This window comes from Mesonia maritima (assembly GCF_042433895.1).
Lineage (GTDB): Bacteria > Bacteroidota > Bacteroidia > Flavobacteriales > Flavobacteriaceae > Mesonia > Mesonia maritima.
This window is the reverse complement of the sequence record NZ_JBHLUA010000027.1, coordinates 49,242-68,387: the sequence shown is the minus strand read 5'-3', so window position 1 is coordinate 68,387 and position 19,146 is coordinate 49,242. Positions and strand designations below refer to the sequence as shown.

The window sequence follows — 19,146 nt, the reverse complement described above, 5'->3', positions numbered from 1 at the left end:
GATTTGTTATTTTAAAATATAAAGGTGTTACTTAATGGTAACGCCTTTTTTTATATCTTGTCCCTAACCATTTATCTAATTAATTCAGATGCCTAAAAATAAAGATCTTAAAAGTATTTTAATTATCGGTTCTGGACCTATTATCATAGGTCAGGCCTGTGAATTCGATTATTCAGGAACACAAGCTTTACGCTCATTACGTGAAGATGGAATTGAAACTATTCTTATAAATTCCAATCCGGCAACAATTATGACCGATCCGTCAATGGCAGATCACGTCTATTTAAAGCCGCTGACTACAAAATCGATTATTCAAATTTTAAAAGAACATCCACAAATCGATGCGGTTTTACCAACTATGGGCGGTCAAACAGCTTTAAATTTATGTATCGAAGCAGATGAAAAAGGAATTTGGGAAGATTTTGGTGTAAAACTTATCGGTGTAGATATCGATGCAATTAATATCACTGAAGACAGAGAAGAGTTTAAACAACTCATGTCGCGAATCGATATTCCTGTAGCGCCTGCAAAAACTGCAAAATCTATTTTACAAGGAAAAGAAATAGCGCAAGAATTCGGACTTCCGTTACTTATTCGTGCTTCTTTTACCTTAGGTGGAGCAGGGGCAGCATTTGTTGAAACCGAAGAGGAATTTGAAGAAGCTTTATCGCACGGCTTAGAGGTTTCTCCAATTCACGAAGTGCTTATCGACAAAGCTTTACAAGGTTGGAAAGAATACGAATTAGAATTACTGCGCGATAAAAATAACAACGTCGTAATTATTTGTACGGTTGAAAATATGGATCCAATGGGAATTCATACCGGAGATTCGATAACCGTTGCTCCGGCCATGACGTTAAGCGATTCTGCTTTTCAGCGTATGCGTGATATGGCAATAAAAATGATGCGAAATATTGGTGATTTTGCCGGCGGTTGTAACGTTCAATTTGCGGTAAGTCCAGATGAAAAAGAAGATATAATTGCCATTGAAATCAATCCGCGTGTTTCGCGTTCTTCAGCATTGGCTTCAAAAGCGACTGGATATCCAATCGCGAAAATTGCAGCAAAATTAGCATTAGGTTATACTTTAGATGAACTTGACAATCAAATCACTAAAACTACTTCAGCTTTATTCGAGCCGAGTTTAGACTATGTAATTGTAAAAATACCACGTTGGAATTTCGATAAATTTGAAGGTTCTAACCGTATTTTAGGTCCACAAATGAAATCGGTTGGAGAAGTAATGGGGATTGGTCGTTCTTTCCAAGAAGCTTTACATAAAGCAACGCAGTCTTTAGAAATCAAAAGAAATGGTTTAGGTGCAGACGGAAAAGGTTATACCAATTACGACCAAATTATAGAAAAACTTACCAACCCAAGTTGGGATCGCGTATTCGTAATTTACGATGCCATTCAATTAGGAATTCCGTTAAGTAGAATTCACGAAATCACGAAAATCGATATGTGGTTCTTAAAGCAATATGAAGAACTTTATGTACTCGAAAAAGAAATTTCGACGAACTACACTATCGACACTTTACCAAAAGAATTATTACTAGAAGCAAAACAAAAAGGCTATGGAGATCGACAAATCGCCCATATGCTGAAATGTTTAGAAAGTGAAGTTTATAAAAAACGTGAAGAATTAAACGTTAATAGAGTTTATAAATTAGTAGATACGTGTGCGGCAGAATTTGAAGCGGAAACACCATATTATTATTCAACTTTTGAAAGTGAAGTTGAAACAGCAGACGGAAATCGTTTTGTAGAAAATGAAAGTGTGGTTTCCGATCGTAAAAAAATTATTGTTTTAGGTTCGGGACCCAACCGAATTGGGCAAGGTATCGAATTCGATTATTGCTGCGTTCACGGAATTATGGCTGCTTCAGAAGCCGGTTATGAAACCATTATGATTAACTGTAATCCTGAAACCGTTTCAACCGATTTTGATGTTGCCGATAAATTATATTTCGAGCCTGTTTTCTGGGAACATATTTACGACATTATTCGTCACGAAAAACCGGAAGGCGTGATCGTTCAGCTTGGTGGGCAAACTGCTTTAAAACTTGCTGAAAAATTAGATCGTTACGGAATTAAAATTATGGGAACCAGCTATAAAGCGCTAGATTTAGCCGAAGATCGCGGAAGTTTCTCTACATTATTACAAAACAACGATATTCCTTATCCTGAATTTGGAACAGCAGAAACTGCCGATGAAGCTTTAGCTTTGGCAGATGAATTAGATTTCCCGATTTTAGTAAGACCTTCTTACGTGCTTGGTGGACAAGGAATGAAAATTGTCATCAATAAAAAGGAATTAGAAGCGCATGTTGTCGATTTATTACATAAAATCCCAAATAATAAATTATTGCTCGATCATTATTTAGATGGTGCAATAGAGGCTGAAGCTGATGCAATTTGCGATGGAGAAGATGTTTATATTATCGGAATTATGGAACATATTGAACCTTGCGGAATTCACTCCGGAGATTCAAATGCGTTGCTTCCACCGTTTAATTTAGGAGATTTAGTACTTCAACAAATTAAAGATCATACGCGAAAAATTGCTTTGGCACTCGATACGGTTGGATTAATCAATATTCAGTTTGCGATTAAAGATGATAAAGTTTTTATTATTGAAGCAAATCCTAGAGCGTCTAGAACGGTTCCGTTTATCGCGAAAGCGTATGGTGAACCTTATGTAAATTACGCGACTAAAGTAATGTTGGGCGATAAGAAATTATCTGATTTTAAATTTAATCCGCAATTAGAAGGTTACGCAATTAAGCAACCGGTATTTTCTTTCAATAAATTCCCGAAAGTAAATAAACAGTTAGGACCTGAAATGAAAAGTACAGGCGAAAGCATTCTGTTCATTAAAGATTTGAAAGATGATGATTTTTACGAGCTGTATGCACGAAGAAAAATGTATTTAACGCGTTAATTGTATTTCAATTAACGATAAAAGAGGCTTTCTAAAAAGTTAATTATCTCGTCAACCTTAACTCGATTCAGGTTCTCATAAAGATTTGTAAATCGATATGATGAGATTCTGAAATAAATTCAGAATGACGCTTTTTAATACTTTTTAGAAAGTTTTTTTTGTTTTGTAAAAGGGATGGAAGTGGCATCCTTTTGTTGCTTTGGCAAATGGCAAAAAAAGATATAACGGACAGCCCGGCCTGAAAGGTTTACCCGATAAATTGAAATCTACTTTTTTTGAATCTTATTATATTACAAAACTAAAGAGTAAAGAGTTACAAATAATGGCGGTGAGAATTGCGATACCAAAACTTAACAGCGTCCCGATGAGAATATATTCAGTAAGTTTTCGGTCTTTAGAAGCGGTTAAATCACTAAACCTGAAGATCGATTTTGCAGCAATAAGAAAGCCAACGCCTTCCCAATGACCACTAACAATAAATACAAAAACCAGCAATCGTTCTAAAATACCAATATATTTTCCGGCGTTATCGAGCGATTCGTCTTTTTCAATTTCAGTATGAGGTTTATAAACCGAAATAATCATTTTAATCATTACTGAAGTTGGAGTGGTTAAGAAAAATGCACCAGTAATAAACAATAATGATTGTGGCGGAAATTTAATTGCTAAGTTTGAATTTATTAGGAAAAAACAGACCGCAAAAATCACTGCAAAATGAAGCAATTGGTCTATAAAAAAGAAAAGCCGTTTCGTTTTTTCAGTTTGTAAACTCAATTTTAATCCGTCGATAATTAAATGCGTTGCCGAAATTATAACTGGAATATACCAAATTGAAAAATCCCAAACCACTAAAAAATATAGCAATAAATGAATTAAAACGTGCAAGTACAATTTTGGGGAAGCGAGCTTTTCACGCTCTTTTTCTTTTACCCAATTGTAAGGTTGGAAGAGAAAATCGCCTACTAAATGCGCTAAAATAAGTTTGATTAATAGAATCATAGCTGTTGTACTTTCGTTCTAAAAATAGCATCAAATTCTTTTAATTCCTCTAAAAATGCTCTTTTTTGTCGTTCGCTAACGGTATTTTGTTTAATTCCAATTTTTTCGCCTAATTCATGTTGATTAAAATCTGGATATTCTATACTTAGTTTTACAACTTCCGCTGAATTTTGCGTCCAATGATCCATTGCGATAAGGGCGAGTTTAAAACTTACATTCAGTTCTCTGTTGAGTTTTTTATTTCCGCAATGAATAAGCAAATTTGTTTTTTCTTTTTTCAGCAATTCAAACATTTCGCCCGAACGAATAAACGCTGAACCGCTCGATTCTGAAATACTTTCAGCTTCATAACTTTTTTCGCCAATTCCAATCGCAATGCGAACATCGAGCCCTTTTATACTTTTTAGCGCGGCTTTTATATAAAGACTTTTCCAAAAAGCATTTTCTGGCTCTTTAATTTCTAATTGAAAACTATCGCCTCTAAAAATTTCCCAATTTGTGTTTTCCTTTCCTAAAAAAGAAAGCGTTTTTCGTAAGATTTCTAAGTAATCTTTCGGTGCGTTTGTGGCTCGCGAATTTATAATATCTCCTGTAAGTACACTTGTCATATTCAAATATCGTTAAAAAAAGCGATATAATAAAATATCGTTAAAAAAAGCGATAAATGTTATTATCGTTTTTAAGTACGATAATCTATAAAATCGTGTTTTAAGATGATAATTCAATAAATTTCATTTGAACGTTAAAATATATAAAAGCAGCATATTATTTACGTTTTTCAGCAATTATTCTTTATGTGATTAGCTATCTTTGTGAGTGCAATTTCAACTTCCTTTTTTATGGAAAATCTCGAAGCCGCACGTCTTCAAATGGCACTTACGTTAATCTTTCATATTGTATTTGCCTGCATTGGAATGGTAATGCCATTTTTTATGGTTATTTCACATTTTAAATGGTTAAAAACCCGCAAAAAAATCTATTTAGAATTAACAAAAGCCTGGCAACGTGGAGTCGCAATTTTCTTTGTGACCGGAGCGGTTTCAGGCACAGCACTTTCATTTGAATTAGGTTTATTATGGCCGGAATTTATGAAACACGCCGGACCTATTATTGGGATGCCGTTTTCTTTAGAAGGTGCAGCATTTTTTGTTGAAGCTATTGCGCTGGGTTTTTATTTATACGGTTGGAAAAAACTACCCGAAAAATTTCATTGGTTCACCGGTGTAATTATAGGAATATCAGGAGTAGCTTCAGGAATTTTAGTAGTTGCCGCCAATGGTTGGATGAATTCGCCTTCAGGTTTTGATTATGAAAACGGGGTGTTTTCAAACATTCGGCCAATGCAAGCAATGTTAAATGAAGCTTGGTTTACACAAGCATTACATATGACTTTAGCGGCTTTTGTGGCTACTGGCTTTGCAGTTGCAGGAATTCATGCATTTCAGATTTATAAGGGAAAACGTAAAGAGCTTCATAAAAAAGCATTCAATATAGCAATAAGTATCGCCGCGGTTGCGGCAATTTTACAACCCATTAGTGGTGATCTTTCAGCAAAAGATATAGCTGAACGGCAACCGGCAAAATTAGCTGCGTTAGAAGCGCATTATGAAACTGAAAAAGGCGCGCCGCTTTATATTGGCGGAATTGTAGATGAAGAAAATCAAGAAGTGAATTACAAAATTGAAATTCCGGATGCGTTATCATTTCTTGCTTTTGGCGATTTTGATGCGGAAGTAAAAGGCTTAAATGATTTTCCGAAAGATGAACAACCGCCAGTAGCCATTGTTCATTATGCTTTTCAACTTATGGTTGCGCTAGGTACGTTGTTAGCTTTAGCGGGGATTTTATATTTTCTGAGTTTAAAATGGCGCAATTGGCAAAATTCAAAAAAATATTGGTTGCTTTTTGTGATACTCGCTCCGCTAGGGTTTGTGGCGTTAGAAGCCGGATGGATTGTTACCGAAGTGGGAAGACAACCGTGGATTATTTATAATATCATGAAAACAAAAGATGCGGTAACGCCAATGCCGGGAATATTTTATAGTTTAATTATGTACGTAAGCATTTATTTATTGCTCACTTTTGTTGTAAGTTGGTTAATGTGGCGACAAATTCGAGTGCTTAATCAAACGCAAGACTAATGTTAACAGTAGTTTTATTTTTTCTGTTTTTTTCACTTTTTCTCTACGTTCTTTTAGCCGGAGCTGATTTTGGCGCGGGAATAATTGAATTATTTTCCTCTCGTAAAAATCAAGAAGTTACCAAAAAAACGGTTTATCGCGTAATGGGACCAATTTGGGAAGCCAACCATATTTGGATTATCATTCTCATTGTAATTCTATGGATCGCTTTTCCGGCGTATTATAATATTTTTGTGGTTTATCTACATATCCCAATTACGTTGATGCTCTTAGGAATAACCATGCGTGGCGTGGCATTTATTTTTAGGCATTATGATGCAATTAAAGGAAAGTCACAAGGTTGGTACAATCATTTATTTAAATTAGGAAGTTTTTTTTCCCCGCTTTTTCTCGGTATGATTTTCGGTGGTTTGGTTGGTGGAAGTATTAATTTATTTGAAGAAAATTCAAGTTTAGGATTTAAAGAATTATACCTCGATAGTTGGCTGAATCCGTTTTCCATTTTAATCGGTTTGTTTTATGTAGCTTTATGCGCATTTATTGCAGCAAATTTTTTAATTGGGGAAGCAAGCGAAAATGAAGAACAACATACGTATAAGAAAAAAGCCAGTTATGCTACCATTGTATTGGTTTTATTAGGTTTTGTCATTTTATTATATGGCTATTTTAATGAAATTGCCTTTGTAGCCGATTTTATTGAAAATAAACTTTCTGTTATTGCAATTATTATTTCCGCTTTAGTGTTAATTCCATTGTGGATTATGATAAAAAAGCGAGAGAAACGTTGGTCGCGAATTTTAGCAGCGGTTCAAGTTTTCTTAATTGTCGCTGCGGCAATGTTGGCTCATTTTCCTGATGTTATAATTACTAGTACAAAAGAAATTAGCATTTTATCTGAAGTCGCTTCAACATCGGTTATCGATTCGCTTGGCATTGCTTTAATAATCGGTGGTTTAGTAATTTTGCCTGGTTTATTTCATTTAATGCGATCTTTTCAACTTATTAAACTCTTTAAATAATTATGAAAGAATTTGTACTTATTATGGGTGCTTTATACGGAATGCTCTCCGTAGTTTTTGGGGCTTTTGGAGCGCACGCATTAAAGAAAAAGTTTACAGCCGAACAATTAACGAGTTTTGAAACCGGCGTAAAATACCAAATGTATCATGCAATTTTATTAGTAATTTTAGGATTGACTTTACCAATGGTAAATTCTATAGAACATTTTGCGGCCATCTTTATTATCGTCGGAATTTTTCTTTTTTCCTTTAGTATTTACGGTTTGTGCATTACCTCAAGTAACGGAAAAAAATTAAAAATCTTAGGACCCATCACACCACTTGGTGGTTTATGTTTGGTAATTGGTTGGATTTTACTTATTGTAATTTTTGCTTCTTATGGTTTTTATTTATAAAAAAAAGCTTCCGAAGTGGGAAGCTTTTAAATAATTTATAAGAGTTAATTTTATCTGCTCAACTCTAAAATCTGCACCATATTTTCACCATCGGTAGATTTCCAGACTTGTTTTTTAGAACTATCTTCAACAATAATCCATGTTTTATTTAAGTTAGAATCTTTGTCTTTGTTTGAAGTTTTTAGTACAATATAATCATTGTACATATTCCATTCAAAAGGCGAGGTGTCAGAATAATCATTTTGAAATAAATTGTAATTTAACTTCTTTTCACCTTTTCCATTCTTTTTAAACGTAATGGTTCCGATATTTTCAGAAGTCATACTTTTTCCTTTATCATTGGTAACCTTATATTTATCGATATTCCATGTGTTCACGATTCTTGGAGAACAACTTGTCATGGAGATAATAAGTCCGAGAATAAGTAATTTAATTTTCATAGTTTTTCTTTTTTTGATATGCTTAATTAAGCTGTTTTTCTAAAAGTATCCAATTTTTTACATCTATTTTCTGAATATTTATTAATTGTTTAACGATTGTTAGTCTAATCTAATTTTAATTGAACTCTTTTCCCTTCTAGCTTTTCGTAATGTTTTTCAGTTGAAAAATCTAATTCTTTATATTCCTTAGATCGAGTTTTTTTCATTTCAATACGTTTCATACTTTTTAAAAAGCGACGAACATCGTGATCATTGGTAAGAATTAACCCCGGAATTTTTACAGATTTTCCTTCTTTTGTTTTTGCAACCATCGTAATATAAGAAGAGTTACAATGTTTTTTCTTACCGGTTTGTATGTTTTCAGCTTCTACGCGAATACCAATTACCATGGAAGTATTCCCGACATAATTTACCGAAGCTTTCATTGTTACTAATTCGCCAATTTCAATCGGTCTTAAAAAATCTACAGTATCTACACTTGCTGTTACGCAGTAATCGCCACTATGTTTTGAAGCACAAGCAAACGCAATTTGATCTAATAAGGAAAGAATGTAACCACCGTGAATTTTTCCATTAAAATTGGAATGGGAGGGAAGCATTAATTCTGAAATCACAACTTGCGATTCTTCTACGTGCTTAAAGGGTTTTTCCATAAAAATATTCGTTCTTCAATTCTAAATTTATCTTCTAAAATGTGGCGATTGCGAAAGTTCTACTTCAGTAATAAAATATTTGGTATCGCCCCAAAAAATAAAAGTTCCGAAGCGCTCAATATAAGTAAGTTCAACATATTCACCTTGATATTTTTTCAGTTTTTCGATAACTTCTTCATTTTTATCTAATACTGAAAAACTAAAAATTTGAGCGCCGCTAATTCCTTGGCTAATTTGTCCTTCCCAGGTTTTTACAATCACGCCTTTATTACTGAATTTTATAAGTTCTCCCGCGCGTGTTCCTTCACTATACGGAACAAAATAAAGAAAACTGTAATAAATTGTAGCAATAACTACAATGGCTACGAGAATATAAGTAAGTATTTTTTTCATAATAATTTATTCATCATCGTCATCATTATCAATCGCTCGCGCCATTAATTTATGATCGATTTGTTTGCTGGCTTTTGCGCCTAATTTTTTCAGTTTTTCTACCCGACGAATTAAATTTCCTTTGCCGGTGAGTTTTTTCATCGCCGATTCGTAACTGTTTTGAACCGTTCCAATTTGCCGCCCGACTTTTAATAATTCTTCGGTTAAATTAATAAAACTATCATATAAAGCGCCGGCTTGTGTAGCAATTTCTATGGCATTTTGTTTTTGCTTTTCATTTTGCCACATACTGTCGATTGTTTTTAAAACGGCCAATAAGGTAGTTGGCGTAACAATAATGATATTTTTCTCGAAAGCATCGCTATATAATTGTGGATATTCGTTAGAAGCAATAGCAAAAGCCGCTTCAATAGGGATGAAAAGCAAGACAAAATCTGGACTTTCCATTTGATAGAGTTGATGATAATTTTTTTGGCTCAATTCATCTACACGCTTTCTTACCGAAATTAAATGATTTTTTAAATGAAGCGGTTTCTGGCTTTCTTCCGTTTCGTTAATGTAACGTTCATAAGCGTTAAGAGAAACTTTCGAGTCAATTATCATTTTTTTATCGCCCGGCAATTCAATCACCACATCGGGCATCACGCGTTTTCCTTCGTCGGTGGTAAAACTTTGCTGCACAAAATATTCGCTATCTTTTTGCAATCCGCTACGTTCTAAAACGCGTTCCAAAACCATTTCGCCCCAATTTCCTTGCATTTTGGTATCGCCTTTTAAGGCTTTGGTTAAATTGGTGGCCTCTTCGCTAATTTTTAAATTTTGTTCGTTTAAATGTTGTAATTGCTTGCCTAATTCTGCGTGACGTTTAATAGAATCGTGCGAACTTTTATCTACTTTTTCTTCAAAAACTTTAATTTTTTCTTGAAGCGGATTTAAAATATTCTGAATATTTTCTTTATTCTGAAGCGTAAATTTTTCAGATTTCTGATCGAGAATTTTATTGGCTAAATTTTCAAATTCTTTGGTGAATTTTTCTTGTAGCTTTTCTACTTCTGCTTTTTGCTCTTCATTTTTTTGCTGAAGATTATCGAACTCTACATTTTTTCGGGTGAGTTCATTTTTAAAACGTTCTTTTTCGTTTCTAATTTCTTCGCGTTCAAATCGAATTTTTTCCAGTTGCTGTTGAAAATCTTTTTCAGTTTTCTCTAATTGCTGCCGTTGTTCCTGTTTTTCTTCTGCTAATTTTTGTTCAGCATTTTGTAGTTGAAGACGTAAAGTAGCCAATTGATTTTCGGTTTCTTTAAAAGCCGATTCTTGCTTGAGTTTAGAAATATTTTTTCCGGCAAAAAAGCCGATAATTAACATAATAATTGCCACAACGGCAAAAACAATATAGTCGGTCATGCGTTAGTTTTTATCAAATTTACGTAAAATATTTCACCGAATTTTATTGGATTAATTTTAAAGAAAATTCAGTTCAATTAAACCACCTTAAAGTTCTTTGTTTCAGCATCAAACTGAATTAAATTTTTAGGAAAGAGTTTTTCTAAATGTCCATCTTCAATTAGCTTTTCCGGCGTTTCTTGAATCACTTCACCTTTATTCACTAAAATAATTTGATCGCATAATTGAAGCGCAAGATTAATTTCGTGTGAAGCAAAAACAATAGCTTTTTGCGTTTCTTCCGTTAATTGCTTCAGTAATTTTAATACGAAAACTTTATGATATAAATCGAGATGCGTGGTGGGTTCATCTAAAATAATTAACGACGTATCTTGTGCCAACGCTCGTGCTAACATTACTTTTTGTAATTGTCCGTCGCTTAAACTGCTGCATTTTCGTTTGGTTTTGTCGGTGAGATCGATTAATGCTAAGGCGTTTTTAATAGCTTTTTTATCATCTTCAGTTAAAATTCCTAACCAATTTGTGTACGGATGTCTGCCGAGGGCAACTAATTCTTCTACCGATAAATTTTTCGAGAAATGTGTTTCAGTTAAAACAATACTGATTTTTTCGGCGATGCTTTTTGCAGAAAATTGCTGAATTTTTTCATCCTCTAAAAAAACTTCCCCCGTTTTTGCTTCTAATTCGCCAATAATTGTTTTTAAAAGTGTCGACTTTCCGGAACCATTTGTACCAATTACCGCAATTAACTCTCCCGATTTTATATCCAGATTAATTCCGCTGGCAACAGTTTTATCAGCATAACCAATACTTAAATTTTTAGTTGATAATTTTGTATTTAAAGCTGAATTATTCATTTAAAATATCAATTTCTTTTTTCTAACCAATAACCAAATTACTACTGGCGCACCAATAATTGAGGTGATCGCGTTTATTGGTAAGGTAAGTTCACTACCCGGAATTTGCGAAATGCTATCGCAAAAAAGCATTAAAATTGCTCCGCCAATCAAAACGCAAGGCATCAAAATTAAGTGATTATTTTTTGGAATAATTTGCCGAATTAAATGCGGAACGGCCAAACCGACAAAAGCGATTGGTCCGGCAAAAGCAGTGATACTTCCCGCTAGTAAACTTGTTGCTAAAATTACTAGAAATCGATTTTGTTTTAAATTGGTTCCTAAACTTTTTGCGTATTGCTCGCCTAATAAAAGTGCGTTTAAATTCTTGATACAAAAAATGCTAAGTAAAATTCCGATGCACCAAAAAAGGAATAAAACGCTAAGTTCTGTCCACGATAAATTCCCTAAACTTCCAAAGGACCAAAAAATATATTGTTGCAATTGTTGCGACGAACTAAAATAAGACAAAACGCTGACTACTGCTGAAGTTAAGCTGGCAAACATTAATCCGATGATCAGCAAAGCCATTGTATCTTTTATTTTAAACGAAGTTCCTAGAACGGCGAGTAAAACCAAAAAACTTCCTAGACTGGAAGCAATTACTAAAGTCCATTTTGAAAGAAATAATCCGGCGGCAATTCCGCCAAAAAAACTGCTGCCCATAATCACCAAAGCAACGCCTAAACTTGCGCCGCTACTTAAACCTAAAACGTAAGGTCCCGCTAATGGATTTCTAAAAAGCGTTTGCATAAGGAGTCCACTGAGTGCTAAACCCGAACCTACTAGAATTGCTGTAAATGCTTTGGGTAAACGGTATTCTAAAATAATGTATCGCCACGTATCATTTGAAACTTCCTGATTTAAAAAAGATTTTATCACATCTTCTAAAGGAATGGAAACCGAACCTAAACTTACATTTATTAGTAAGGCTATGAGCAGTAAAATAATTCCGACAAGAAGATATGTAGAAACTTTTTTCAAATTAATCGAGCGGTTTAAAAAAAGCAAATTGATAATTTTCTAATAATTCCGGATGAAAAATTTTAATGAGATCTTTCAGCACAAAATCGGGGCGGTTAGGTGCTAATTCGTAAAATAAAACGCCACCTGTTTCTCCCGTTACACCAGCGTAAGAATAGATTTCTTTTTCTTGAAAAGCTTTAAATTTCGAATAATGCTCGCTCGCATTTTTCATGGCTTCATAAGAAGTGAAAGCACCAGGCGCAATCCAATAATCGGCTTGTTGCGCTTTTGCTAAAACACTTTCAAAAGCGAGTGATAAACTTCCGTTTCCATCGGTTTCTCTGTATAAATAAGTTGCGTTGGCATCTTGTATAAATTGTGCTTGCCAAGATTTTCCGTTTGGTAAATACCAAACATCTTTATACATTGCGCCGCTTAAAACGCTCGGTTTTTTTTGCGCGTTTTCGGCTAGTTTTTTTGCTGAAGTATATTCACTTTCGATCTCCGTGAAAATTTTTTCGGCTAGTTTTTCTTTTCCGTAGAAGGCTCCAAAAAATTTAATCCATTCCGCTTTTCCTAGCGGAGCAGCTTCGGTCCAATCCCCATTATAAATTACCGGAATTCCACTTTTTTGTATGGTTTGAAAGGTTTTATTTCCGCTTTCTACCGAAAAACCAATCACAACATCAGGTTCAACATTTAATAAAACTTCCGTATTTATAGATTCATTTTCGCCAAGTTCTTGAATTTTCCCTTCATTAATTAATTTTCGGGTTTTTTCAGAAGAAATATAATCGAGGTTCGGAAAACCAACTAAGGTATTTTCTACGCCTAAACTTTCTAAGGAAGGAATATGCGTAGTAGAAGTAACGACCATTTTTTCTACTGGAATGGTTACTTTTTGATCGTAATTTACATCTTTAGGAATTTCAGCATTTTTTTCAGCTAAAAGATAGGTTAATTTTTTTTCGGCTTTTGGCCACGGACTCGAAACGTTTATAATTTTATAATCGCCAAAATCGGTTATGGTAAAACCTTCAGCATAATTAATAGCGATTTCTTTTCCTTCTGTAGTTGATACAGGTTTTTCTTGCTTATTTTTTTGATTACAAGAAAAGATAAAAAGACAACTAAAAAGAATGATTAATTTTTTCACAATGAAATATTTTATGCCGCAAAAGTAAGATTATTTCATTTTCTAATGTGCAAAGACAACAAAATGTTTACTTTTGCAAGCAAATTGGTTAAACAGTATTTTTTAAAAGCTGTTTATTAAAAGGGAATTAGGTGTAAAAATCCTAAGCTGTTCCCGCAACTGTAAGCTTTGTTTCGTTAAGAAATGCTTTTGGTTCACTTCATTTCCACTGTCTTTTTTAGATGGGAAGGATTACCAAAAGACGCAAGCCAGGAGACCTGCCAGTTTTATAAATTTTAACGCAAAGACTTTCGGGTAAAAGGTCTTCGGTTTATGAAACACTTTTTAGCACTTATATTATTTTTTGGCGCGATTTTGCCATTATTTTCGCAATCGGATTCTATCACCGAATTGCAAACAGTTTTATTGAATGATAACAAATTAGCTGATTTTTCTACCGGTCAGCAATTAACCACAATTACAGATTCTTTGCTGAATTATAATCAGCCTTCGTTAACGTCGGTTTTAAATTATAACACGCCCATTTATTTTAAAGAAAATGGCTTGGGAATGGTTTCTTCTCCCAGCTTTCGTGGAACAACTGCGCAACAAACTGCCGTAATTTGGAATGGGATAAATATTAATTCACAATTTAACGGTCAAACCGATTTTAATACGATAAATGCCGGAAGTTTTAATGAAATTAGCGTGCGTCCCGGTGGCGGAAGTATTATTTACGGAACCGGTGCAATTGGGGGCACGGTTCATTTAAATAATCGACTTTCATTTTCGGAAAAAATGGACAATCAAGTTCATTTAAGTTATGGAAGTTTCAACACCTTGGATGCGCGCTATCGTATAAATATTTCTACTAAAAAATGGACTACTCAACTTTCGGTGACGCGAAATCAATCTGATAATGATTACGATTATCCAGAAAATGATGGAAAAAATTTAAATGGAGAATTTTACAACACGAGTTTAAACACCGCTATTGGTTATAGGTTTTCTTCAGCAAATATTATTCGATTTTATAGTCAGTTTTATGATAGCGAGCGGCATTTTTCATTAATTCGACCTTCAGAAAATAGAACAAAATATGATGATGTTAATAGTCGAAATCTATTAGAATGGGAAATAGGTTTTGATAAATTTACTTCGTTAGCGAAAATTGCTTATTTAGAAGAAGAATATAAATATTTCCAGAATATAAAGCGTGATAATTTTTCATCGAGCAAAGCAAAAACTTGGATCGCAAAATATGATTTGAATTATGATATTTCTTCTGGTATGCAACTTAATGGGATTTTATCCTACAACAGCACAACCGGTGTGGGAACTAATATTGCTGAAAAAAATCGTGAAATTACTTCAGCTTCATTGCTTTTTAAACATCAGCCTTTAGAGAAAATTCAATATGAACTTTCTTTTAGAAAAGAAGTTACTGCAGCTTATGAAAGTCCGTTTTTATATGCTGTTGCTGCAGATTTTCAAGTAACCGATTTTTATTTACTTCAAGCAAAAATTTCAAAAAATTTCAGAATTCCCACTTTTAACGATTTGTACTGGTCAACTGGTGGAAATCCAACTTTAGCTGCTGAAGAAGCGCAACAATTTGAAATTGGAAATAAGTTTTCTTTCAACAGTTTTACATTCAGTTTAACCGGTTATTATAATTCCATTGAAAATATGATTCGCTGGTTACCAAGCGGAAGCGGATTTTGGCAGCCCGAAAATGTTGATGAAGTAGAAACTTACGGCGCCGAAATTTTGCTGAATTGGAAGAAAAATTGGAAAAATCATCAAGTTCAATTAAATGGAACTTATGCATATACGGTTTCAGAAAACAAAGCAACTGAAAATCAGTTAATTTATGTCCCATATCATAAAGCAACAACTTCACTTTATTACCAATTTAAAAATTGGTTTTTAGAATATCAATTTTTATTTAATGGAGAAGTTTTTACCCGAACCGATAATAATTCAACCTATAATTTAGAAGCTTATTCGCTTTCTAATGTAGGTTTTGGTTATCATTTTAATCAACACAATGTTGGTATAAAATCGCATAATATTTTTGATGCGCCTTATCAAAATGTAGAAAATCGCCCGATGCCGGGAAGATATTATTCACTTTATATAACCCTTAATTTTTAATTTATTATGAAAAAAACAACACGATTTTTAGCTCTTATTTTTTGCAGCGTTTTATTTTTAACTTCTTGTAGTAATGATGATGATTTCACGCCACCGGAGGATTCTAAAAATCCTGAAGAACCAGGTGAAGAGCAAGGAAAATATAAAAATGGAATTTTTGTATTAAATGAAGGTGGAATTGGTACTGTAACTTACATTAGCGATGATTTGGAAAATGTAGAACAAACAATTTTTCAAAACGTTAATGAGGGAGAAGATTTAGGTGGTTATGCACAATCTATTTTTTTTGAAGACGATTTAGCTTATATTATCTCTAATGGATCAAATTTAATTACTGTTGTAAATCGATACACATTTGAATTGGTAGGAAAGGTTGACAGTGGTTTAGAAGTACCTCGTTACGGAGTTATTTATAATGGTAAAGCTTATGTTACTAATCAAGGTGATACGTTAGATGGTGGTGTAGATGACTTTTTAACCATTATTAATTTAGAAACTTTAGAAGTAGAGCAAACCATTCCTCTTGGAGCTCAAGGTGAAGCTTTGGAATTTATTGAAGAAGAGAACGGAAAATTATATATTCAAAAGTCTAGCTATAACTTGGGTAAGAAAATTGCCGTATTTAATCCTACAACTAATGAAGTTGAAAATACTATTGAAACTTATTATATCGATGATAATCACCCAGGTTTAAATTCATTTGAAATTGAAGATGGATTTATTTATACTTTAAGTGGTAATCATCTTGAAAAATTTAATATAAACACATTAACTATAGAAAGTAATGTTGTATTAAATTATCAAGAAGGCGATGCTAGCAAACTAGAGATTGAAGACGATCAAATTTACTTCACCGTAGGGACATCGGTTTATACATTAGGAATGGAAGACACCGAAAAACCTGAAGAACCTATTTTAACCTATAATAGTGATTCTGAATATGGCGTTATGTACGGTTTTGAGGTCGAAGATAATCGAATTTTTGTTGCAGATGGTGGCGACTTTGCTTCCGATAGTTTTGTAGAAGTATATGATTTAGAAGGAAATCTGCTTAAAAATATTTCTGTAGGACTTGGACCTAATGGATTCTATTTTAACGATTAAAATTGATTTATTGAATTGCATAAAAAAGCCGCTAACGTTAGCGGCTTTTTTTATTATTTTATTTCCTCAACATACATTCGTTGATAATTTAAGTTATTCATTTTGCTTTCTCCAATAGAAATAAAATCTTGTTCAGGTGAAGGAATAAAAGGTCTTCCGCCATTAATTTGGTTAATTGCCGTTTGTAAAAGTGGTTCTTCGGGATCGCCTAAAGTTCCTAAATTAAAATAATCTTCCTGCTGCTCAACATCAGGTGAAAGTCCGTCTATATAATCTGTAAAACCATTGGCGTTAACCGATTTTAAAATTAAAGGTTGTAAGGCGTAACGATGACCAATATTTACATTATTTCTAGAAAAATCTGGAGAATCATATAATGTAGTAGAACCTTGAAATTTTCCGGTCGTACTTGTTCCTATTTGAATAACTTCAATATAAGGCATTAAAGAACTAATTAATAATTCGCTGGCAGAAGCTGTAGAACCAGTTGTTAATACATAAACGCGATTCAAATTTAAACTGTTTATGGTTGCTCCAGAACTTATTTTATTGTTGAAAAAACGCTCTACATCATCAAAATTCTCATTGTAAACTTGTGTTGAAAATAATTCTCCCTGAAATTGACCAGTAATCATACTTGCTAAATCGTTACTGGTTTCAATATTTCCGCCGCTGTTGTAACGTAAATCAACAACTAGATCGGTAATTCCTGAAGATTTAAAATCGGCAAACGCTGCGTTTAACTCATCATCAAACGTACTGGTAAATCCGTTATACATTAAATAGCCGATTTTTTGATTTTGCTCTTCAATTACTTTGGAAATATAAACCGGATTTTCTGTGATTTCTTGTTTTGTTAGCGTTATAGTTTCCTCTAAATTATTAATATTTTCTCCATCGTATTCGGCTAAACCAATTGTATAGGAAGTTGGCGATAATAAATCATTAAAATTATTTTCAGTAAATGTAGTTCCATCAACTCGATTAAAAAGCATTCCGCGTTCTACACCTTGTTGTGCTGCAGAAGAATTCGGGATTACATAGCGAACATAGCCAAAAATTTGTCCGTTGTCTTGTAATTGAACCAAGCCAAACTCCATTCCATTATTTAAGGTAATTCCGTTTAAAGCATTTTCCAGCGCTCGGTAATCGGAAATAAGAAAGCTGAAACGATCTTGTTCTACCACCAAATCATCAAAAAGCGCTTCAGGTGTAGCAAAAGAATTTAAATAAGCTTGGTAATTGCTGTCATCAGGAAAAGCATTTTCTGCCAATTCTGGAACTTCACTTTTATAGAGGTAGAAATAATCCATTCCGCGGTACACAAAATCTTGAATTTCTTGAATAGATGCTGCTACACGAACATCATCTTGATCTTCAAAACAAGAAGTAAATAGAAAACTACAGCTTAAAAATAGGGCAAAGGTCTTAAGAAATTTCATAAATCAGCTTTTATATAAAACCTTAAAAGTAAAGACAATATTGTAATTTAAAAATATATTGTAACAAAATATGTTATGATTCGTCATCAATATGAAACCGACTAACAAAATGGATCAACAACGATTTTTAGAATTTATAGAACCTTTGCAAGATAAAATGTACCGTTTGTCTGTTCGGTTGTTGATTTCTAAAGAAGCCGCACAAGATGCCACGCAAGAGGTTTTTATGAAACTATGGAAGTTAAAAGGAAAATTAAATTCTTATGATAATCCGCAGGCGTTTGCAATGACAGTTACTAAAAATTATTGCCTCGATCAGTTAAAGTTGAAAAAGAATAATAATTTACGCATCGTACATAATAATTATGAAGATGAACGTAGTTCGCTTCAGAAAGAAATAGAAGCAAAAGATGAATTAGCTCATGTTTCAGAAATTATTGAAGGCTTAAATAAACAAGAACAGTTGTTAATTCAATTGCGAGATGTAGAACAGTTAGAATATGAAGAAATTGCTAAAATCGCAGAAATGAAAGAAACTGCTATACGAGTTGCACTTTCGAGAGCAAGAAAAAAAATTAGAAAAGAAATTTTAAAAAAACATCGTTATGGAACGGTCTAAAATAAAACCTCTATTAACTAAATATTTAGAAGGTGAAACCAGTCTTTCTGAAGAAAAAATTTTGAATGAATATTTTGCGTCAGGTAAAGTAGATCCCACGTTTGAAGAATATAAACCTTTGTTCAATTTTTTTGAAGAACAACGGAAAACCGCTTTTGAAGGTGAAGTGAATTTACCGGAAAAGAAATCTACTTTCTTGAACAAAAAATATTACCGTTGGTCTGCCATTGCGGCGAGTGTTTTAATTGTTTGTTCAGTATATTTTTTCAATCAAAAGCAAACAAAAATTAAATCTACTGAAGTAAACCATGAACTCGCGATGAAGCACACGCAAGATTTATTATATATGATGACCAACGTGATGAACGACGGAAAAAAACAATTACAATATTTAAACGAATTTAATACAACCCAAAATCAAATAATTCAACAAAAATAA

The 19,146-nt window shown here is 33.4% G+C and carries 18 protein-coding genes and 1 riboswitch; of the genes, 8 read left to right on the top strand and 10 right to left on the bottom strand.

Annotation, left to right across the window (positions count from 1 at the left end; genetic code table 11):
- Positions 1-88 precede the first annotated feature (88 nt).
- Positions 89-2,944 (top strand): carbamoyl-phosphate synthase large subunit, encoded by a 2,856-nt coding sequence (gene carB, locus ACFFGL_RS13970; protein WP_309727666.1) that lies wholly within the window; start codon positions 89-91, stop codon positions 2,942-2,944.
- Between the two features lie 285 nt (positions 2,945-3,229).
- Here carB and ACFFGL_RS13965 read toward each other — a convergent pair whose 3' ends face one another.
- Both ACFFGL_RS13965 and ACFFGL_RS13960 read right to left on the bottom strand, forming a co-directional pair.
- A complete protein-coding gene (locus ACFFGL_RS13965) occupies positions 3,230-3,943 on the bottom strand; it encodes a DUF3307 domain-containing protein (RefSeq protein WP_309727665.1) in 714 nt (237 codons plus the stop codon).
- Positions 3,940-4,551, bottom strand: coding sequence for a SatD family protein (locus ACFFGL_RS13960; protein ID WP_309727664.1), 612 nt, complete (start codon positions 4,549-4,551; stop codon positions 3,940-3,942). The genes ACFFGL_RS13965 and ACFFGL_RS13960 overlap by 4 nt, the downstream gene beginning before the upstream one ends.
- Positions 4,552-4,782: 231 nt before the next feature.
- On the opposite strand from ACFFGL_RS13960, the gene ACFFGL_RS13955 reads away from it, so the two are divergent.
- Genes ACFFGL_RS13955 through ACFFGL_RS13945 form a run of 3 tightly spaced genes read left to right on the top strand, consistent with a single transcriptional unit; the run spans position 4,783 to position 7,498 of the window.
- The gene (locus tag ACFFGL_RS13955) at positions 4,783-6,084 is read left to right on the top strand and encodes a cytochrome ubiquinol oxidase subunit I (protein ID WP_309727663.1); all 1,302 of its coding nucleotides are present in this window, start codon (positions 4,783-4,785) and stop codon (positions 6,082-6,084) included.
- Positions 6,084-7,103: a cytochrome d ubiquinol oxidase subunit II gene (locus tag ACFFGL_RS13950; protein WP_309727662.1), complete on the top strand. Its 1,020-nt coding sequence runs from the start codon at positions 6,084-6,086 to the stop codon at positions 7,101-7,103. Before ACFFGL_RS13955 ends, ACFFGL_RS13950 begins: the two co-directional genes overlap by 1 nt.
- Before the next feature lie 2 nt (positions 7,104-7,105).
- A complete protein-coding gene (locus tag ACFFGL_RS13945) occupies positions 7,106-7,498 on the top strand; it encodes a DUF423 domain-containing protein (RefSeq protein WP_309727661.1) in 393 nt (130 codons plus the stop codon).
- A 50-nt stretch (positions 7,499-7,548) separates the two neighbouring features.
- On the opposite strand, the gene ACFFGL_RS13940 is transcribed toward ACFFGL_RS13945, so the two are convergent.
- The 7 genes from ACFFGL_RS13940 to ACFFGL_RS13910 form a co-directional block, all read right to left on the bottom strand.
- Positions 7,549-7,938, bottom strand: coding sequence for a hypothetical protein (locus tag ACFFGL_RS13940; protein ID WP_309727660.1), 390 nt, complete (start codon positions 7,936-7,938; stop codon positions 7,549-7,551).
- A gap of 104 nt (positions 7,939-8,042) precedes the next feature.
- Positions 8,043-8,591 carry an acyl-CoA thioesterase gene (locus ACFFGL_RS13935; RefSeq protein ID WP_309727659.1) on the bottom strand — a complete coding sequence of 183 codons (549 nt, stop codon included), beginning with the start codon at positions 8,589-8,591 and terminating at the stop codon, positions 8,043-8,045.
- Positions 8,592-8,618: 27 nt separating this feature from the next.
- On the bottom strand, positions 8,619-8,984 hold the full coding sequence (locus ACFFGL_RS13930) for a 6-phosphogluconate dehydrogenase (protein WP_309727658.1): 366 nt from the start codon (positions 8,982-8,984) through the stop codon (positions 8,619-8,621).
- 6 nt (positions 8,985-8,990) lie between these two features.
- A complete protein-coding gene (gene rmuC / locus ACFFGL_RS13925) occupies positions 8,991-10,388 on the bottom strand; it encodes a DNA recombination protein RmuC (RefSeq protein WP_309727657.1) in 1,398 nt (465 codons plus the stop codon).
- 77 nt (positions 10,389-10,465) lie between these two features.
- Positions 10,466-11,245 (bottom strand): ABC transporter ATP-binding protein, encoded by a 780-nt coding sequence (locus ACFFGL_RS13920; protein WP_309727656.1) that lies wholly within the window; start codon positions 11,243-11,245, stop codon positions 10,466-10,468.
- Positions 11,246-12,268, bottom strand: a complete 1,023-nt coding sequence (locus tag ACFFGL_RS13915) for a FecCD family ABC transporter permease (protein ID WP_309727655.1) — start codon at positions 12,266-12,268, stop codon at positions 11,246-11,248. It lies immediately after the preceding gene.
- A 1-nt stretch (position 12,269) separates the two neighbouring features.
- Entirely contained in the window at positions 12,270-13,406 is a 1,137-nt protein-coding gene (locus ACFFGL_RS13910; RefSeq protein WP_309727654.1) for an ABC transporter substrate-binding protein, read from the bottom strand.
- Positions 13,407-13,474: 68 nt separating this feature from the next.
- A riboswitch (cobalamin riboswitch) is annotated at positions 13,475-13,685 on the top strand.
- 33 nt (positions 13,686-13,718) lie between these two features.
- Here ACFFGL_RS13910 and ACFFGL_RS13905 point away from each other — a divergent pair.
- The gene (locus ACFFGL_RS13905) at positions 13,719-15,542 is read left to right on the top strand and encodes a TonB-dependent receptor plug domain-containing protein (protein ID WP_309727653.1); all 1,824 of its coding nucleotides are present in this window, start codon (positions 13,719-13,721) and stop codon (positions 15,540-15,542) included.
- Between the two features lie 6 nt (positions 15,543-15,548).
- A complete protein-coding gene (locus ACFFGL_RS13900) occupies positions 15,549-16,646 on the top strand; it encodes a YncE family protein (RefSeq protein ID WP_309727652.1) in 1,098 nt (365 codons plus the stop codon).
- Between the two features lie 53 nt (positions 16,647-16,699).
- Here ACFFGL_RS13900 and ACFFGL_RS13895 read toward each other — a convergent pair whose 3' ends face one another.
- Positions 16,700-18,088 carry a S41 family peptidase gene (locus ACFFGL_RS13895; protein WP_309727651.1) on the bottom strand — a complete coding sequence of 463 codons (1,389 nt, stop codon included), beginning with the start codon at positions 18,086-18,088 and terminating at the stop codon, positions 16,700-16,702.
- A gap of 109 nt (positions 18,089-18,197) precedes the next feature.
- Between ACFFGL_RS13895 and ACFFGL_RS13890 the strand changes: the two genes are divergently transcribed.
- A complete protein-coding gene (locus ACFFGL_RS13890; RefSeq protein ID WP_309727650.1) occupies positions 18,198-18,707 on the top strand; it encodes an RNA polymerase sigma factor in 510 nt (169 codons plus the stop codon).
- Complete coding sequence (locus ACFFGL_RS13885; RefSeq protein WP_309727649.1) at positions 18,694-19,146, top strand: hypothetical protein; 453 nt, start codon at positions 18,694-18,696, stop codon at positions 19,144-19,146. Before ACFFGL_RS13890 ends, ACFFGL_RS13885 begins: the two co-directional genes overlap by 14 nt.

Bases quoted from the DNA above. Each gene is read 5' to 3' on its own strand.
- ACFFGL_RS13890 (WP_309727650.1), top strand. From the start codon at position 18,198: ATGGATCAACAACGATTTTTAGAATTTATAGAACCTTTGCAAGATAAA.
- ACFFGL_RS13920 (WP_309727656.1), bottom strand. From the start codon at position 11,245: ATGAATAATTCAGCTTTAAATACAAAATTATCAACTAAAAATTTAAGT.
- ACFFGL_RS13965 (WP_309727665.1), bottom strand. From the start codon at position 3,943: ATGATTCTATTAATCAAACTTATTTTAGCGCATTTAGTAGGCGATTTT.
- ACFFGL_RS13935 (WP_309727659.1), bottom strand. From the start codon at position 8,591: ATGGAAAAACCCTTTAAGCACGTAGAAGAATCGCAAGTTGTGATTTCA.
- ACFFGL_RS13950 (WP_309727662.1), top strand. From the start codon at position 6,084: ATGTTAACAGTAGTTTTATTTTTTCTGTTTTTTTCACTTTTTCTCTAC.
- ACFFGL_RS13900 (WP_309727652.1), top strand. From the start codon at position 15,549: ATGAAAAAAACAACACGATTTTTAGCTCTTATTTTTTGCAGCGTTTTA.
- ACFFGL_RS13940 (WP_309727660.1), bottom strand. From the start codon at position 7,938: ATGAAAATTAAATTACTTATTCTCGGACTTATTATCTCCATGACAAGT.
- ACFFGL_RS13930 (WP_309727658.1), bottom strand. From the start codon at position 8,984: ATGAAAAAAATACTTACTTATATTCTCGTAGCCATTGTAGTTATTGCT.
- carB (WP_309727666.1), top strand. From the start codon at position 89: ATGCCTAAAAATAAAGATCTTAAAAGTATTTTAATTATCGGTTCTGGA.
- ACFFGL_RS13955 (WP_309727663.1), top strand. From the start codon at position 4,783: ATGGAAAATCTCGAAGCCGCACGTCTTCAAATGGCACTTACGTTAATC.
- ACFFGL_RS13895 (WP_309727651.1), bottom strand. From the start codon at position 18,088: ATGAAATTTCTTAAGACCTTTGCCCTATTTTTAAGCTGTAGTTTTCTA.
- ACFFGL_RS13960 (WP_309727664.1), bottom strand. From the start codon at position 4,551: ATGACAAGTGTACTTACAGGAGATATTATAAATTCGCGAGCCACAAAC.
- ACFFGL_RS13885 (WP_309727649.1), top strand. From the start codon at position 18,694: ATGGAACGGTCTAAAATAAAACCTCTATTAACTAAATATTTAGAAGGT.
- rmuC (WP_309727657.1), bottom strand. From the start codon at position 10,388: ATGACCGACTATATTGTTTTTGCCGTTGTGGCAATTATTATGTTAATT.
- ACFFGL_RS13945 (WP_309727661.1), top strand. From the start codon at position 7,106: ATGAAAGAATTTGTACTTATTATGGGTGCTTTATACGGAATGCTCTCC.
- ACFFGL_RS13905 (WP_309727653.1), top strand. From the start codon at position 13,719: ATGAAACACTTTTTAGCACTTATATTATTTTTTGGCGCGATTTTGCCA.